This is a genomic window from Fructilactobacillus sp. X2R5C3, assembly GCF_059901325.1.
In genome coordinates, this window is the sequence record NZ_JBWXUY010000001.1 from 472,800 (window position 1) to 488,678 (window position 15,879).

Annotated in this window: 18 protein-coding genes and 1 riboswitch; of the genes, 13 read left to right on the forward strand and 5 right to left on the reverse strand. The window is 40.4% G+C overall.

Going from position 1 to position 15,879, the window contains the following annotated elements; genetic code table 11:
* The first annotated feature begins 41 nt into the window (after positions 1 to 41).
* The 4 genes from AC6UDE_RS02310 to AC6UDE_RS02325 are packed head-to-tail and all read left to right on the forward strand — an operon-like array spanning position 42 to position 2,763.
* A complete protein-coding gene (locus AC6UDE_RS02310; RefSeq protein WP_500696516.1) occupies positions 42 to 926 on the forward strand; it encodes an RluA family pseudouridine synthase in 885 nt (294 codons plus the stop codon).
* 57 nt (positions 927 to 983) lie between these two features.
* Complete coding sequence (locus AC6UDE_RS02315) at positions 984 to 1,385, forward strand: hypothetical protein (RefSeq protein WP_500696517.1); 402 nt, start codon at positions 984 to 986, stop codon at positions 1,383 to 1,385.
* A 21-nt stretch (positions 1,386 to 1,406) separates the two neighbouring features.
* Positions 1,407 to 1,847: a nucleoside 2-deoxyribosyltransferase gene (locus tag AC6UDE_RS02320; RefSeq protein WP_500696518.1), complete on the forward strand. Its 441-nt coding sequence runs from the start codon at positions 1,407 to 1,409 to the stop codon at positions 1,845 to 1,847.
* 22 nt (positions 1,848 to 1,869) lie between these two features.
* A complete protein-coding gene (locus AC6UDE_RS02325) occupies positions 1,870 to 2,763 on the forward strand; it encodes a cation diffusion facilitator family transporter (RefSeq protein ID WP_500693514.1) in 894 nt (297 codons plus the stop codon).
* A gap of 57 nt (positions 2,764 to 2,820) precedes the next feature.
* Here AC6UDE_RS02325 and AC6UDE_RS02330 read toward each other — a convergent pair whose 3' ends face one another.
* Positions 2,821 to 3,171 carry a hypothetical protein gene (locus AC6UDE_RS02330; RefSeq protein WP_500693515.1) on the reverse strand — a complete coding sequence of 117 codons (351 nt, stop codon included), beginning with the start codon at positions 3,169 to 3,171 and terminating at the stop codon, positions 2,821 to 2,823.
* A 152-nt stretch (positions 3,172 to 3,323) separates the two neighbouring features.
* On the opposite strand from AC6UDE_RS02330, the gene AC6UDE_RS02335 reads away from it, so the two are divergent.
* Positions 3,324 to 4,109, forward strand: a complete 786-nt coding sequence (locus AC6UDE_RS02335; RefSeq protein WP_500693516.1) for a threonine/serine exporter family protein — start codon at positions 3,324 to 3,326, stop codon at positions 4,107 to 4,109.
* Positions 4,110 to 4,117: 8 nt separating this feature from the next.
* Complete coding sequence (locus AC6UDE_RS02340) at positions 4,118 to 4,573, forward strand: threonine/serine exporter family protein (RefSeq protein ID WP_500693517.1); 456 nt, start codon at positions 4,118 to 4,120, stop codon at positions 4,571 to 4,573.
* A 41-nt stretch (positions 4,574 to 4,614) separates the two neighbouring features.
* Here AC6UDE_RS02340 and dapF read toward each other — a convergent pair whose 3' ends face one another.
* Positions 4,615 to 5,592 carry a diaminopimelate epimerase gene (dapF, locus tag AC6UDE_RS02345; protein WP_500693518.1) on the reverse strand — a complete coding sequence of 326 codons (978 nt, stop codon included), beginning with the start codon at positions 5,590 to 5,592 and terminating at the stop codon, positions 4,615 to 4,617.
* 11 nt (positions 5,593 to 5,603) lie between these two features.
* The gene (locus AC6UDE_RS02350; RefSeq protein ID WP_500696519.1) at positions 5,604 to 6,974 is read right to left on the reverse strand and encodes an aspartate kinase; all 1,371 of its coding nucleotides are present in this window, start codon (positions 6,972 to 6,974) and stop codon (positions 5,604 to 5,606) included.
* Positions 6,975 to 7,121: 147 nt separating this feature from the next.
* A riboswitch (Lysine riboswitch) is annotated at positions 7,122 to 7,295 on the forward strand.
* A 98-nt stretch (positions 7,296 to 7,393) separates the two neighbouring features.
* Here AC6UDE_RS02350 and lysA point away from each other — a divergent pair.
* The 7 genes from lysA to AC6UDE_RS02385 are packed head-to-tail and all read left to right on the forward strand — an operon-like array spanning position 7,394 to position 14,564.
* Positions 7,394 to 8,704 carry a diaminopimelate decarboxylase gene (gene lysA, locus AC6UDE_RS02355; RefSeq protein ID WP_500696520.1) on the forward strand — a complete coding sequence of 437 codons (1,311 nt, stop codon included), beginning with the start codon at positions 7,394 to 7,396 and terminating at the stop codon, positions 8,702 to 8,704.
* Positions 8,705 to 8,707: 3 nt separating this feature from the next.
* Positions 8,708 to 9,415, forward strand: a complete 708-nt coding sequence (gene dapD / locus AC6UDE_RS02360; RefSeq protein ID WP_500693521.1) for a 2,3,4,5-tetrahydropyridine-2,6-dicarboxylate N-acetyltransferase — start codon at positions 8,708 to 8,710, stop codon at positions 9,413 to 9,415.
* The gene (locus tag AC6UDE_RS02365) at positions 9,415 to 10,599 is read left to right on the forward strand and encodes an N-acetyldiaminopimelate deacetylase (protein ID WP_500693522.1); all 1,185 of its coding nucleotides are present in this window, start codon (positions 9,415 to 9,417) and stop codon (positions 10,597 to 10,599) included. Before dapD ends, AC6UDE_RS02365 begins: the two co-directional genes overlap by 1 nt.
* 14 nt (positions 10,600 to 10,613) lie before the next feature.
* Positions 10,614 to 11,510 carry a 4-hydroxy-tetrahydrodipicolinate synthase gene (dapA, locus tag AC6UDE_RS02370; RefSeq protein WP_500696521.1) on the forward strand — a complete coding sequence of 299 codons (897 nt, stop codon included), beginning with the start codon at positions 10,614 to 10,616 and terminating at the stop codon, positions 11,508 to 11,510.
* Positions 11,503 to 12,282, forward strand: a complete 780-nt coding sequence (gene dapB / locus AC6UDE_RS02375) for a 4-hydroxy-tetrahydrodipicolinate reductase (protein ID WP_500693524.1) — start codon at positions 11,503 to 11,505, stop codon at positions 12,280 to 12,282. The genes dapA and dapB overlap by 8 nt, the downstream gene beginning before the upstream one ends.
* A 14-nt stretch (positions 12,283 to 12,296) precedes the next feature.
* Positions 12,297 to 13,349, forward strand: a complete 1,053-nt coding sequence (locus AC6UDE_RS02380; protein ID WP_500696522.1) for an aspartate-semialdehyde dehydrogenase — start codon at positions 12,297 to 12,299, stop codon at positions 13,347 to 13,349.
* A gap of 42 nt (positions 13,350 to 13,391) precedes the next feature.
* Positions 13,392 to 14,564 (forward strand): aminotransferase class I/II-fold pyridoxal phosphate-dependent enzyme, encoded by a 1,173-nt coding sequence (locus AC6UDE_RS02385; RefSeq protein ID WP_500696523.1) that lies wholly within the window; start codon positions 13,392 to 13,394, stop codon positions 14,562 to 14,564.
* 60 nt (positions 14,565 to 14,624) lie between these two features.
* On the opposite strand, the gene AC6UDE_RS02390 is transcribed toward AC6UDE_RS02385, so the two are convergent.
* Positions 14,625 to 15,026: a DUF1634 domain-containing protein gene (locus tag AC6UDE_RS02390; protein WP_500693527.1), complete on the reverse strand. Its 402-nt coding sequence runs from the start codon at positions 15,024 to 15,026 to the stop codon at positions 14,625 to 14,627.
* Positions 15,023 to 15,874 (reverse strand): sulfite exporter TauE/SafE family protein, encoded by an 852-nt coding sequence (locus AC6UDE_RS02395; RefSeq protein WP_500693528.1) that lies wholly within the window; start codon positions 15,872 to 15,874, stop codon positions 15,023 to 15,025. The genes AC6UDE_RS02390 and AC6UDE_RS02395 overlap by 4 nt, the downstream gene beginning before the upstream one ends.
* Positions 15,875 to 15,879: the final 5 nt, after the last annotated feature.

Consider the following 15,879-nt stretch of genomic DNA (forward strand, 5'->3'; position numbering starts at 1 on the left):
ATGCATCGCCTTATTTATTTTGGTCAAAGGAGCAAAAAACCATGAAAGTTAATTTTAAAAGTTCTCATACTAGTCCCATATCGCTCAAGGCCTTTTTGAGTCAACATGGGATTAGTCATCGGATGTATGCAGACTTAAAGCGAGCGAAAAATGCTTTTAAGATTAATGCTAAGACCGTCAAGCCGTCGGTTAACGTTTCCTTTGATGATGTCGTCTCTGTTTTTCTCCCAAATGAATTATCTGATCCACGAATTGCGGTTAGTTTTGAACCAATTAATGTAATTTACGAAGATGAGAATTGGCTAGTGGTTAATAAAGAAGCTGGGTTAACGTCGGTTCCAGGTCCAAGCAACCAATCCGATACACTGGTGAATCGGATTAAGGGCTATTTAATAAACGAAGAGGCCGCAAATTTACGACCGCACATTATTACACGTTTGGATCGGTTTACTAGTGGAGTAGTCTTAGTTGCTAAAAATCGTTTGGCAAATAGTTATGCCAATGAAGAGCTGAATCGTCATGAAATTGATAAGCGATACCTAGCAATCGTTTCTGGCAAAATGACACAAAAGCACGGGCTCATTGACCAGCCAATTGGGCGAATTGGTGATAACTTTGCGAGACAAGTGACTACGTCGGGAAAGGCCGCACAGACGGAATACTGGGTTAAAAAAGACTTAAGTGATGCATCACTATTAGAAATTAAACTTCATACTGGGCGTACCCATCAGATTCGGGTTCACATGACATCGATTGGTCACCAGCTGCTTGGTGATGAACTTTATCATGGTCCACTTGATCGGGGAATTAAACGCCAGGCGTTACATGCTTTTACGCTTTCTTTCTTTGATCCGTTTCAAGGACGGCAGTTAAATTTTGAAGCCAAGTTGCCTGATGATATGGAAAAGGTAATTTCCAAAAATTAGTATGTAAATTTTTTAAAATTTGCTACAATAAAGTTAGTAAAGTAAGGAGAATGTTCCGTGGAAGATAACATCCAGTTAGGTGAAAAATCCTTTGATAAAATGATGTTTGTACTTAATAAGCCGGTGAATGAGAAGAATCACCTTGACTATAAGTTCAAAGATTATGAGATGCAGCAAATTGCTGACGACATTTGGGCAATGCCTGCTTACATGAAAAAAGACGATGATTTTACCATTTTCTTCATTGTCACCAGGGTTAATAGTGGCGAGATTGTGGTAGCAATGGCAACTGGTCAGTCTGGTAAAAAAGGTCAGTTTGATCTGTCACGACCATTTAATACGGGTGCCGGATTAAACGAATTATATAAACACGATCAGGACCAAGCGAAAGAAGCTCTTCACTTTTTGAATTTAATTTCAAAAGCTGGCGAGGGTGAATGGCGAATGGTAGAAGACTAAACAGAAAATAGGAGAGTTAACATGGCCCAAATTTATTTAGCAAGTCCATTTTTTAGTAACGAACAAATTCAAAGAATTGAAGTTGTTGAACACGCATTAGAGGCAAATCCAACGGTGACTGATTTTTATTCGCCACGTAAACATCAGGACGCTGAAAATGAGCAGTTTACCCTTCCGTGGGCGAACGAGATCTATCATCGTGACATGGAAAATCTAGAAGCAGCTGAAGCAGTGGTGGCTGTGGTTGATTTTGGTGGTAGTAATGTTGATAGTGGTACTGCGTATGAGATTGGTGCGGGGGTTCAAATGGGAAAGCCCGTTGTGGTTTTTCAGCAAAAGGATGAACCACTTAACCTAATGATCTCAGAAAGTTTGCATGCTTACCTGAAAAACGGCGAGCAACTCCAGGCTTATGATTTTACTAAGATGCCAGAGAGTCACTATACAGGGAACATTTTTTAAGTCGAATTAAAGGAGAAAGATTATGAATAATGATCAATTATCTGGAATGAGATTTTTCGAAGTAACGGTATTAAATGCAGTCATTACGATTCTTGAATTTTTGGGTGGGATCTTCTCGGGAAGTTTGTCACTTCTTTCGGACGCCTTCCATAATTTGGGGGATTCCATTTCAATTGTATTGAGCTATATTGCTCATCGAATAAGTAAAAAACAACAAACCAAACAGAACACTTATGGCTTTAAACGAGCTGAAATTATTTCGGCGTTCTTGAATTCATTGTTTTTGATTTTAATTTCGCTTTTTTTGATTATTGAAGCTGTTAAGCGAATTTCACATCCAGAAACAATTAATGGGCCAGTAATGCTGGTGGTTGCAGTTGTCGGAACTGTGGCCAACTTCTTTTCTGCTTTTTTGTTAAATAAAGGCGCTAAGCACAACTTGAACATGAGAGCCACCTACCTCCACTTGTTGAGTGATTCGTTGTCATCGCTTGGAATTATTATTGGTGGAATCTTAATTGCTTTCTTGAATTGGACAATTGTGGATCCAATTGTGACCATCCTAGTGGCACTTTACATTATGTGGGAGAGTTGGCCCATCATTAGGAAAACAGTGGGGATTTTGATGGAAAGTGCACCCAAACTGAATTACGCTGCCATTAAAAAAGATCTATTAAAAATTGATGGGGTGACTGGTGTTCACCACGTGCATGCGATGATGGTGGATGAAAACAGCATCGTTTTTTCGGCTCACGTTAATATGAAAAATATGCCCTTAGATCAGGTCCAATTAATTTACGATAAGATTAATAAATTATTGAAGAGTAAGTATCACATTGACCATGTCACGATTCAACCAGAAGTTGACCGGGGAAGACATGATGATTTATTTTACGATAACGGCAAAGACATATAAAAAAACAGTTTCTTTCTACTAGAGAAAGAAACTGTTTTTTTGTGATTTTAAAGTGATCTATAAAGTGCTGTCTGGATCTAATTTATTGGTTTCGTTAACATACCATTCTGACCAATCAGTGGTGGGGTTACCGTTTTCAAAGTAAGTCTGACTTAATTTACTTAAAAGGATTGCGAAATCACCATAGTCAAGTTCAATGATGTCAGCGACAACGTCTCGTGGACTATTATTACTCAGAGTGACGATTTCACGGTTTAAATCAGCAATTACACCAGATTCACCGTCAAAAGTACTCATAACTTCCAGGTTGTTGTTCCTAAATAGTTTGATGTAGAAAGGAACAAAATCGTTAACAACCTTTTTTTGTGCCTGCTCACTTAAATCACTAAACTTTACATTGTCACTCATATTTTTCCTCCTGTATGATACCGTTACAAATCTAATTTAATTATATCTGTCTGGATACCATTCGTAAAATAGTTTTTTGTAACGAAAACTCAATGAGATTTTTTACTTATATTTTGATATGCTAGAAATATTAAAGAAAAGGGGTGAGTCGCATGTTTGGGAAGAATCAACTGGATCCGGATTCGCGTTTTCGTAATTATAGTGATTTGGTCATTAAGACCTGTATGTTGGCGGGTAAAATCATGATTGAGAATGGGTCAGAAATGACACGAGTTAATGACACCATTAAGCGAATCGCACGAAATGCTGGGATGCCAAACTTGAAGACTTACATTACGATTACTGGAATTATGATTTCCGTTAATGATAATTCAGAAACTCAGATTACTGAAATTGATAAGCGGGCTTTTGACTTAAGAAAAATCACGGCTGTGAACGATTTATCGCGACGCTTTGCGGAACACAAGACAACGTTAGAGCAGTTCTATCAAGAATTGCAACACGTTAGTGATCTGGATACTTATTTTCCGTATTGGATGAAAATGTTAGCGGCTGCGGTCCTTTCAGGATCCATTGAAGTGGTTTTTCGTGGTGATTATTCGGTATTCTTTATTACCTGTCTGATTGGGATGTTAGGTTGGATTATTTTTGACTATTTGAATCGTATCGTGAAAGTTGAGTTTATAAACGAATTTACTGCGGCCATTTCAATTGGCATGTTAGCCATGCTAGCCCGAAAGTTGGGACTTGGAAGTGGTGTGGATAATATGATTATTGGGAGTGTGATGCCGCTTGTTCCTGGCGTCCAAATCACTAATGCGGTCCGAGATTTAATGTCTGGCAACCTTGTTAGTGGACCAGCTAGAGCAATGGAAGCCATTATGGGAGCTTGTGCTTTAGGATTTGGAGTGGCACTTGCTTTGAAGTGGTTTGGATAGGGGTGTTTATGATTGAAATTTTAGTGAAAATAATTGGAGTTTACGTTGCCACCCTTTGTTTTGCAATTTTGATCAACGTGCCACCGCGTGCTCTTAATCTAGGTGGATTGGTGGGGGTTGCCAGCTATTTAGTGTACCTAACCTACAATTCGATTTTTGGTGGTTACGTTGGTGGAAACGTCTTTGGAGCGTTTACGATTGGGATCTTGGGAATGCTGGCAGCTCGGTACAAAAAAATGCCAATCATCGTTTTTAACATTCCAGCGTTAGTTCCGCTTGTTCCCGGTGGACAGGCGTATGAAGTTATGAAATACATTGCAACGGGCAACACGCACTTAGCGTTTGTTTACTTAATGCAAGTCGCGATGATTGCAGGAGCGTTGGCAATTGGGTTCTTACTAGCTGAGTTGGCGATTCAACTGTTCTTTCACATCACCCATCTTTTGAAGGGAATCGTATCTTAATTGAAACTAAAAACCACATTGACAAGCGGCCAATGTGGTTTTTAGTTAGTTTGAAGCTGTTTGACAAAGTCTTGATAATCCTGCTCCTCACCGGTATCGGTGATTTGAATATTATCGAGGTTGGCATTTCTTAGGTCACTTTCACTAATATTTAACTCATTAGTAAAAGTCGCATTTCCAATCAAATGAAGATCGTAGTGAACCCCACTGCGTTTTATGTGAGTTTTTACCATCCCACCTGGATTATAAATATTGACGGTTTCGTCAAAGTCCGAATCATGAGTTAAGATTTCGTAAATTAGACTAGTGGCCGTCATTCCAGTCCCACAGGCATTTGTAAGACCTACACCCCGTTCGAAGGTTCGAACGAAAAGTTCATTTTGATCCATAACGTTAGCAAAACTAACGTTAACACCGTCCGTAAAGTACTTGTTTTTTCCATTTAGCATTTTGCCTAGCTTAACTAAATCGTCTGATTTAACTTGATCCATACTCATAAAGCTAATGAGGTGGGGATTAGGCACTGCGACCGCTGAATAATCTAATCCCGAAATGAAATCATTGACAGGCTGATCTAACAGTGGGGTTTTGATATTTTCAAGGGGCAGACTCTTAGCGTCAAATGAAATTGGTGAGATCTGGACACTAAAGGCGGGAACCCCAGGTGCAATGTCACTTTCTTTTGTCACATCTAGATCTGCATCGTTGGTTTCAACCTTAAAAGCATCCTGACCAAACTTTTGTGACAAGTACCGAGAAACGGTCCGAAGTCCGTTTCCACACATTGAAGCTTCACTACCATCGGCGTTAAAGACTCGCATTTTTCCCAGTGCATTGGGGTGGTTTGATGAATCAACCACCAGGACCCCATCAGCGCCGTTTAAAATGTGATTTTTGGGGTCTGAAATGGTTTGAGCAAGTTTTTTAAGTTCCGCGTCAGTTAGTTTTTGGTCTAATTCGGTTTGATCCAAAATAAAGAATTGATTTTCGGATCCGTGTACTTTAAGTAATTTAGTCATAATTTAGTCTCCTAATAAATTAGTCGGTTGTTGTCAAAGAAGTTTCTGTAAATTAGCTTGACGGCTTTATCTGAATCTTTAATGTCAGTTCCAAGCATCACGGAAATCTTGGAAGCTCCTTGATTAATCATATGAATGGAGATGCCATTGTCGGTTAGGGGCCGAATGATTTTTTCAATGGTGTGATTATCAGACTGCATTCCCTCGCCAACGATCATAATGATGGCATAGTCATTAATCCAACGAATTTGATCGGGATGAAGGGCATCTTTGATTTCTCTCGTGATTTCTTTGACGATATGGTCATTTAGTTGGGCCTTATCAAAGATAATGGTCAGGTCATCGATTCCAGAAGGCATGTGTTCGTACGACACGTTGTATTTGTACAGAATTTTGAGAATCTTAAGGGTAAAACCCACTTGTTTGTTAAGCAGGTAGCGATGAATGTACAGTGCTGAGAAGTGCTTGGCACTGGCTACCCCGGTAATTACGCGAGTTGGTTGAAATTTATTTTCAGGAACAATCAGGGTTCCGGGTAAATCAGGGGCTGATGTATTTTTCACGTTGATGGGAATTCCGACCTGAATCGCTGGAATGATGGCTTCATCATGAAAGACTGAGAAACCAGCATACGAGAGTTCTCTCATTTCTCTATAAGTCATTACGTCGATAGCTTTCGGGTTTTTAACCACCCGCGGGTCAACCGAATAGATCGCGTTGACATCGGTAAAGTTTTCGTATAGATCAGCTTGAAGCCCACGAGCTACGATTGAGCCGGTAATATCGGAACCACCCCTTGAAAAGGTAGCGATTTGATTATCATCATTGACCCCAAAAAATCCTGGAAAGATCATTTTTTCTTTAACGTCACGAAATCTTCTGATGTTTCCGTAGGTAACTGGATTGATTTGCGCATCGGCAACGTCGCCGGTGACTTTAAAACCAATTTCTTTTGGATCCATAAACCTTGCGGGAATTTTAAGTTGGTTTAGAATCATCGTCAACATTTGCGCGTTGAGGTATTCTCCCTGAGCTTTAAAGGTACTCATTAGATGAGCAGAATCCGGAAACGATTGATTAGGTAATTCTCTTAACTGTGAGACAATTTGGGTAATCTGTTTCGTCTGAACGTTAAATGATTCACCAATTTCTTGATAGCGATCAATAATTTGATTAAGAACGTCAGAGAAGTCTTCATGGTCAAGAACTTTGTTAGCGTACTCGATTAATAAGTCGGTAACTTTTACGTCACCCTTGAAGCGAGTTCCGGGAGCAGAAACAACGACTGCCTTCCGATCTGGATCTGATTTGATGATATTAATTACCTTTTGAAATTGGGCTCCGTTAGCTAGTGAGCTCCCGCCGAATTTGGTTACTTTCATGAATTATTCATCCTTAAGAATTTAATTAAGTTGAATTGTAGCATTAATTTTTAATTTATCAATCTTGGAACCCAAAATATGTGAAATAATTATTAATTTAGATGATATTAATTGACGAATAGGTCAAAATGGGTTATATTTTTAACAAATTTAAATAGAGGTTGCAGGTAACAAGATTAGCTAATGGAGATTTACTCGTCGAAGAAGTTAGTGAAAGGGTTGTTTGCCGAAGCACTCTGTCAGAGTAGTGGCACTGGTGCTGGGACGTGATTTAATAAATCGCGGACTGTCGCAGATATTCTGCGGGGAGCTATTCAAGAATATTTGATCAAATAATGTCAAATTAATTATTTTTAGATCTTTTTGTTCAACTCCTGAGCAAAAAGATCTTTTTTTATAAATTATTTAAGAGGTGCGAGATGAAGTCGGTTATTGATAAGCAAGATATAAGAAATCATGATTTGTACATTGGTGGGATTAAGGCCAGTGATTTAGCAAAAGAATATGGAACACCCCTAGAGGTTTATGACGTTAGTAAGATCAGGAGTCAAATTGAAAAATTTAAACGGGTTTTTGAGGACCGTAAAGTTAAATACTCGGTTAATTATGCTAGTAAGGCGTTTGCCACGGTTGGAATGTATCAAATTGTGAAGCAAGAGGGAGCTGGAATTGACGTAGTTTCCGGTGGCGAGTTGTACACTGCGCTTCAAGCTGATTTTCCGATGGAACAGGTCAGTTTTCACGGCAATAATAAATCAAAAGACGAACTAACGATGGCTGTCAAAAACGGAGTGGGAACGATTATGTTGGATAATTTCCACGAAATTGAGTTACTCCACGACGTGCTAGAAGAGCAAGATAAAAACATCGACGTGATGTTACGGATTACCCCTGGTATTTCAGCTCATACTCATGAGTACATCCAAACGGGTCAGGTCGACAGTAAGTTTGGGTTCGATCTGGCATCGGGACAAGCTGATGAAGCTTTACAAAAGGTCCTTTCTGAGAAGCGAATGAATATGAAAGGGGTTCATGCTCACATTGGGTCTCAGATTTTTTCACCCGAAGGCTTTGTGGGAGCGGCCGATAAACTTGTTGATGTAATGAAGCACTGGCATGACGATTTTGATTACACGACGAAGGTAATCAACGTTGGTGGTGGTTTTGGTATTCAATACACCGATGAAGAACATCCCGTCGCCCCAGAGGACTTCGTCTCAGCCATTGTGGATGAGATTAAACAAAAAACAACTGAGGCTGATTTACCAACTCCATCAATTTGGATTGAACCGGGACGTTCAATCGTCGGGTCAGCGGGTTATAGTTTGTACACGATTGGTTCCAGAAAAGATGTCCCCGGGATTAAGTCGTACGTTTCCGTTGATGGTGGGATGGGTGATAACATTCGGCCAGCTTTATATGAAGCAGACTATGAAGGCGCTCTTGCAGGCAATGTTGATGGAAAGCCGGTTGAAACCGTCCGAATTGCCGGGAAATACTGTGAATCAGGTGACATCTTGATTAAGAATCAACCACTCCCAAAGAGCCAACCGGGAGACATTTTTGTAATCTTCAACACCGGGGCTTACGGATACTCAATGGCTTCCAACTATAATCGAAATCCGCGTCCAGCCGTTGTGTTTGTTGAAGATGGTAAAGCACAGTTAGCGGTCCAACGTGAGAGTTATGCGGACCTGATCCACTTAGATAAGAAATTAAAGGAGAACTAGAAGATGGCACAATTAGATGCACAATCAATCATTAAATTTATTTCTAACTCAGACAAAAAGACCCCAGTCAAGGTTTATTTGAAAGGTAAGTTAGGAAAAATCAAATTTCCTAAGGGAATTGAGAATTTTACCACTAACAAAACTGGTGTCATTTTTGGCGACTGGGCTAACGTTTCTAAATTTCTTAAAAAGAATAAAAAATTAATCAGTAGTTATGAAATTGAAAGTGATGCACGAAATTCTGCCGTTCCATTACTTGATACCAAGAACCTAGACGCTCGGATCGAACCTGGTGCTATTATTCGTGATCAGGTCTCAATTGGAAAGCATGTTGTCATAATGATGGGAGCTTTGATTAACATTGGAGCTGAGATTGGTGATGATTCTATGATTGACATGGGGACCATCCTGGGTGGTCGTGCGATCGTTGGAAAGCATTGTCACATCGGTGCTGGCGCTGTTTTGGCCGGTGTGATTGAACCAGCTAGTGCTAAACCGGTTCGAATTGACGATAACGTCTTAGTTGGTGCTAATGCGGTTGTGATTGAAGGCGTTCATGTTGGTGAGGGTGCAGTGATTGCTGCTGGCTCAGTGGTTTTGCATGATGTTGAACCTAATACCATGGTAGCCGGGGTTCCTGCTAAAAAGATCAAGGACATCGACACTCAGACCAAGTCTAAGACTAAACTTGAAGACGACTTAAGGAAGTGATGAATGTGTCAGATAACCCGACCAAGTTGAGTGACGATGATCTCCTTGAAATTTATCGTCATCTTCACCAAATCCCAGAATTAGCAATGCATGAGTTTCAGACCCATGAATATCTAAAAGAAGTCATTGATAAGTTTAAAACGGACTATATGGAAGTTAATGTACCAGAAAAGTTACCAACTGCGATTTTGGTGCTGGTCCATGGAACTGATCCCAAGCGTACTATTGGATACCGAACGGATATTGATGCGTTACCAGTTAAGGAAAAAACGAATTTAACGTTTGTGTCAAAAAATGATGGTGTGATGCATGCGTGTGGTCATGATATCCACATGACGGTTGCGTTGAGTATCTTGAATTACTATGCTGCTCATCAACCCCAAGATAATTTGTTAGTTTTTTTTCAACCAGCTGAAGAAAGTGAAAATGGCGGTAAGGTGGCATACGAGGACGGTATTTTTACCGGGAAGTGGCATCCAGATGAATTTTATGGTCTACATGACAACCCCCAGCTTCCGGTTGGGGCAATCGGTTGTCGGATGGGTACACTGTTCGCTGGGACAACCGAGGTCAACGTTGACCTGATCGGAAAAAGTGGTCATGCTGCTTATCCGCAGGATGCAAACGACATGATTGTGGCCGCCAGTCAGTTTATTAATCAGGTTCAGACGATTGTATCAAGGAGTGTTGATCCGATTGAAGGCGGGGTTGTTACCTTTGGAAAAATGGAAGCCGGTACCATTCGAAATGTGATCGCTGGTCATGCTCGAATTGAAGGAACGATTCGGGGTCTGACCCAGAAAATGATTGAGTTGATTGATAAGCGGTTAAAAGAAGTCGCTAATGGGATTTCAGTGAGTTACGACTGCCAGGTTAAACTCAACCTGAATCAGGGCGGTTATTTGCCAGTCGAGAATAATCCGAAGTTAACCAGTAATTTTATTGATTACATGGAAAAACAAAAAAACGTTGATTTTATTAACACGATGCCCGCAATGACGGGAGAAGATTTTGGTTATTTGTTGTCAAAAATCCCCGGAACAATGTTTTGGTTGGGAATTGGTGACCCAAAGTCTCAGCTTCATGAGGCGACGCTTACCCCCAATCCAAAGGCAATTGCGATTGGAAGTAGAGCCATTATCGGATTTTTGAATTATCGAATGCAACAAGGAACAAAAAAATAGGGGAGATCATAATCATGGTAGAAAAAGCAGATTTATTAACGGCCATCGTCACCCCGTTTGGCACTGACGGTGAGGTTGATATTACACGGCTTAAGAAGCTGATTAAACATTTGGTTGATACGGGGACCAATGGATTTGTGGTCGGCGGAACGACTGGTGAAACTCCGACATTATCTGAAGACGAAAAATTAAAACTGTACGGTGAATTTGGCAAGATTGTGGGCGATCAGTATCCGGTAATTGCAGGAACTGGTTCAAACAATACCCGACAAACGGCTGAGTTTAACCAGAAAGTGATGCAATTAGATGGGATTGATTATGGCTTGGTGGTTGTGCCTTATTACAACAAACCCGACCAACGGGGCATGAAGGAACACTTTAAGTACGTTGCCGATCATTCAGATAAACCAATCATCATCTATAACATTCCTGGACGAACGGGCGTGAACATGGATAAGGAAACGGTCGTGGAATTATCCGAATACAATAACATTGCTGGAATTAAGCAGTGTGGCTCACTTCCTGATATGGAATACATCATTTCCAACACTCCAGATGATTTTCTGGTTTACAGTGGTGAAGATCCACAAGCACTAGCAACTAAGATGCTTGGTGGTGATGGAGTGATTTCGGTTGCTTCCCATGTCTATGGTAAGCAATTAAGGGGAATGTACGATGATTTAGATCAGGGGGATTACAAAGCAGCTGGCAAGCTTCAACGTTGGTTAACACCAAAGATGCAGGCGCTATTTATGTATCCTTCACCATCACCGACTAAAGCAGCTTTAAATGCTAATGGTTTAAATGTGGGTGGTTGTCGTTTACCAATTGCAACCCTAAATCAAGATGAGAAAAAAGAATTGGCAAAAGCACTAGACGTTGATTCTTTAGGAGACATTTTAAATGATTAAAGTATTAGTAGCTGGCTTTCGTGGCTCAATGGGCCAAAAGGCCGTTAAGATGATTGAAAAGAATGGTGATTTTAATTTGATAGGCGTATATGACCCGAAAGCGAACGATTTGAGTCCTGAAAGTTATGATTTACCAAAAGACGTAAAAGTTTATAACGATTTTGATCAGATTAAGGGACCAGATGTAGACGTTTGGGTTGATTTTACGGTTCCAAAAGCAGCTTATCCCAACACTAAATTTGCCTTGGATCATGGGATTCATCCGGTTATTGGAACCAGTGGGTTAAGTGATGATCAACTAGCTGAATTGCAAAAATTAGCGGACAATGAAAATGTGAGTGGGATTATTGCGCCGAACTTTGGAATTTCAGCGGTATTGTTAATGAAATTTGCTAAAGAGGCAGCTCAGTATTTCCCCAATGCAGAGGTGATCGAGATGCATCATCAGGATAAAAAAGATGCTCCGTCTGGGACCGCCATTAATACCGCAAAGTTAATCAGTGAGGGAAGAAAGAAACGACCCAAAGCTTTATCCACTGAGGAAACCCTAAAGGGTGCTCGCGGAGCTGAGTATGATGGAGTTCCGATTCATTCCGTTCGGCTTCCTGGATATGTTGCTCATGAACAGGTGCTGTTTGGCGGAGATGGTGAAGCACTCACCATTCGTCAAGATTCCTTTGATCGTGATTCATTTATGAATGGTTTAAGGGTTGCCATTGAGAGAGTTGACGGTTTAGATGGGTTAGTTGTTGGATTAGAAAATATTTTATAGAGGGGCAAGTAGTAATGAAAGAGTATAATGTCGCAATTTTAGGTGCCACTGGCGCCGTTGGAACACGTCTCATGGATAAGTTAGCTGAATCAAGTATCCCGGTTAAAAGTCTGAAATTGTTGGCTTCTACAAGATCCGCTGGGAAAAGGCTCGAGTATCAAGGTGACGAATTAACCGTTGAAGAGGCCACTCCCGACTCATTTAACGGTGTTGATTTAGTCCTTGCTTCAGCTGGCGGTTCGGTTTCCAAAAAATTGTTACCAGAAGCCGTGAAGCGTGGTGCTGTTGCGGTTGACAACACGAGTGCGTTTCGAATGGACCCGGATGTTCCCTTAGTTGTGCCAGAAGTGAATCCAGATGCTTTAGAGAATCATCACGGGATCATTGCCAATCCAAACTGTTCCACTATTCAAATGGTAGTGGCGTTAGAGCCGATTAGAAAGCAGTTTGGGTTAAAACAAATTATTGTTTCTACTTATCAAGCTGCTTCAGGTGCCGGTCAGAGTGGACTTGATGAATTAAAAGATGAAGCGCAAGAACACCTTGATGGCAAAAAGATGGATGCTCACATTTTCCCAGTCAAAGGTGAAAAAGAACATTATCCGCTGGCGTTCAACCTCTTGCCCCAAATCGATGTGTTTGAAAAAGACGGTTATACTCACGAAGAGTGGAAGATGATTCACGAAACGAAGAAAATCATGCTGAATGATATGGATTCTGGAGATATTAAGGTGACCGCTACCTGTGTCAGAGTTCCAGTGGAGATTTGTCACGGTGAGTCAGTTTATTTCACGGTCAAGGATGAAAAAGCCGCCAGTCGTGAAAAGATCCAAAGGATTTTAAATGATGCTCCGGGAGTAACTCTTAAAGATGATCCCAAAAAACAACTCTACCCACAACCAATCGACGCTGCTGGCAAAGAAGATACATATGTCGGAAGAGTTCGACCGGACCAAGAAAATGGTGATGCCTATAATATGTGGGTGGTAGCCGACAATTTATTAAAGGGTGCTGCACTAAATACGGTTGAAATTGGCGAAGAATTAGTTAAAAGAGATTTAATTTAATGATTAAATTTCTTGACGATGATGATAAGGAAGAGGATTAACATGCCTACGTTAAATGAAAACTTGCAAAATCGGTTTAACAAGAATTTAACTCAACTGCAACCATCAGCAATTCGAGCTTTTTCGGAGTCGATATCTGATATTGACGGGTTGATTATGCTATCAGTGGGAGAACCAGGATTTAACACCCCTGAACACGTTAAAAAAGCAATGATGAAGAGTATTGAAGATAATCACTCGCATTATTCTCCTCATAAAGGAATCAAATCTTTAAGAGATGCCATCAGCAACTTTATGGCAAAGAAATATAATTTAAAGTATGATCCTAATACTGAAGTAATGGTTAATATGGGAGCAACCGAAGCGCTTGCTTCGTCGATTCTTTCCACGGTTAATCCTGGCGATGAGGTTTTGATTCCAGCACCTTTCTATCCCCTATACGAGTCATTAGTACGTTTTGCTGGTGGGAAACCCGTGTTTATCGATACGTCCACTTCTGATTTTGTTTTAACACCTAAAGAATTGGATGAGGCACTCTCAAATCATCCCAGTGCTAAAGCGTTGATATTAAATTATCCAAATAATCCAACGGGGGTTGAATACACACCAGAGCAGTTAAAAGCCCTTGTCCCAATTCTGAAACAACATTCACTCTTTGTGATCACCGATGAGATCTATAGTGAGTTAACCTATGGTATTAAACATCATTCACTGGCAGAGTATTTACCTGATCAAACGATTGTAATTAATGGAGTGTCTAAATCTCACGCAATGACTGGTTATCGACTGGGGTTCACGGTTGGACCCGCTGAATTTATCACTCAGGCTAATAAGATGCATGGTTATTTAGTTTCTTCACCATCAGACCCTGCTCAGTATGGTGCACTTGAGGCACTTAAGAATGGGATGGATGATGCTTTTCCGATGCGAGATGAATACCAGAAAAATCGTGATGAGGCCATTCCGCGTTTAAAGAAGATGGGACTTGACCCGATTGATCCTACCGGAGCGTTTTATATCTTCGTAAAAATTCCAGCAACTTACGGAAATGATGACGTTCGTTTTGCCAAGGATTTAGCGCAAAACGCTAAAGTTGGTGTAATTCCCGGATCAGCGTTTGGTGACGGTGGTAAAGGCCACGTTCGGATTTCCTACGCTGCTTCTAGTAATGATTTAAAAGAAGCACTAAGTCGGATGGAAAATTATTTAAGTTAATGTAATTATTAAAAAAGCGGAATTAGACAAATGTCTAATTCCGCTTTTGTTTAAAATTGTTTAAAGGTGCAGGTAAGTTCCAAGAAAAAAACTAATCATCAAGATGATGAAGACGATGGTAGTAATGATGACGTACATCTTATCGTGTTCTTTATAGAATGAATAGATTGATACGACCACCCTTAGAACTGGCGTTAGGATCAAAGCAAAAACGCCTAACATCATGATGGAATAGGGTTTTAATTGAATGATTCCCTTTAGCAGTTGACCAAAGGAGGTTAGGTAATAGTGACTGCCAAACCCCGTTGTTCCGGTAACAAGGTACAAGAAAAGTCCAAAGATCATGATGATGACGGAAACAATCACCCCAATACGCATGATTTTTCCGATAAGTTTTTCGATTCGAATATTTTCAGCTTCTTGATTTTTTTCACTTTGATTTACATTATTTTGAGTGCTCATGATAAGAAGTTCACCCCAAATCCTTTAAGAATCATTTGAACGCCAAGGTAAATTAGGATGGGAATAAAAATAATTCGAATTAATTTGGAAGGCATGATTTGCATCACACGTGACCCGACGGTTGCTCCAACGATAATTCCGAGCGCCAGTGGGACGGCAATCTGAGGCAAAATTGATCCGTTAAAAAAGTAAATGGTGGCACTCGCTGCTGCCGTGACCCCCATCATTAAATTACTGGTGGAACTCGATGGTTTGAGTGGCATTTTCATAAAAGTGTCCATCGCAATCACCTTAAAGGCACCGGATCCAATTCCCAGTAAACCACTGGCAATTCCGGCACCAAACATTACGGTTAAACCAGCTGGAACGTTTGTTACCTTATAGTCAATCTGCTTTTTTAGGTTTTTATCGTAGTAAGAACCATTTAGTTTGAGTTCTTTTGCAATTTTATCTTCACTGGTTGTATTCGTTTGAACCTGTTTGCCCCAAATCTTTTTAACCATATTTAGACCGGAAAAGAAGAGTAACAGGCCAAACAAAATGTAGAGAAAGATTGGATTGATCACTCCAGTTAGTAAAGCACCGGCAACGGCCCCAATGGAAGTAGCAATTTCTAGAAACATGGCTACCCGTAAGTTTAAGACGTTGTCTTTTAGATAGGCGATCGTTGCTCCTGAACTGGTAGCAATCACGGCAATGATACTTGCACCAATCGCATACTTAATGTCAAGATTAAATCCGATGGTTAAAACCGGTGTAATGATCATCCCACCACCGATTCCTAGGATTGAACCCAGAACACCCGCAAAAACTCCTACCAGTAACATGATAATAAGGCTATGAATCATTAATA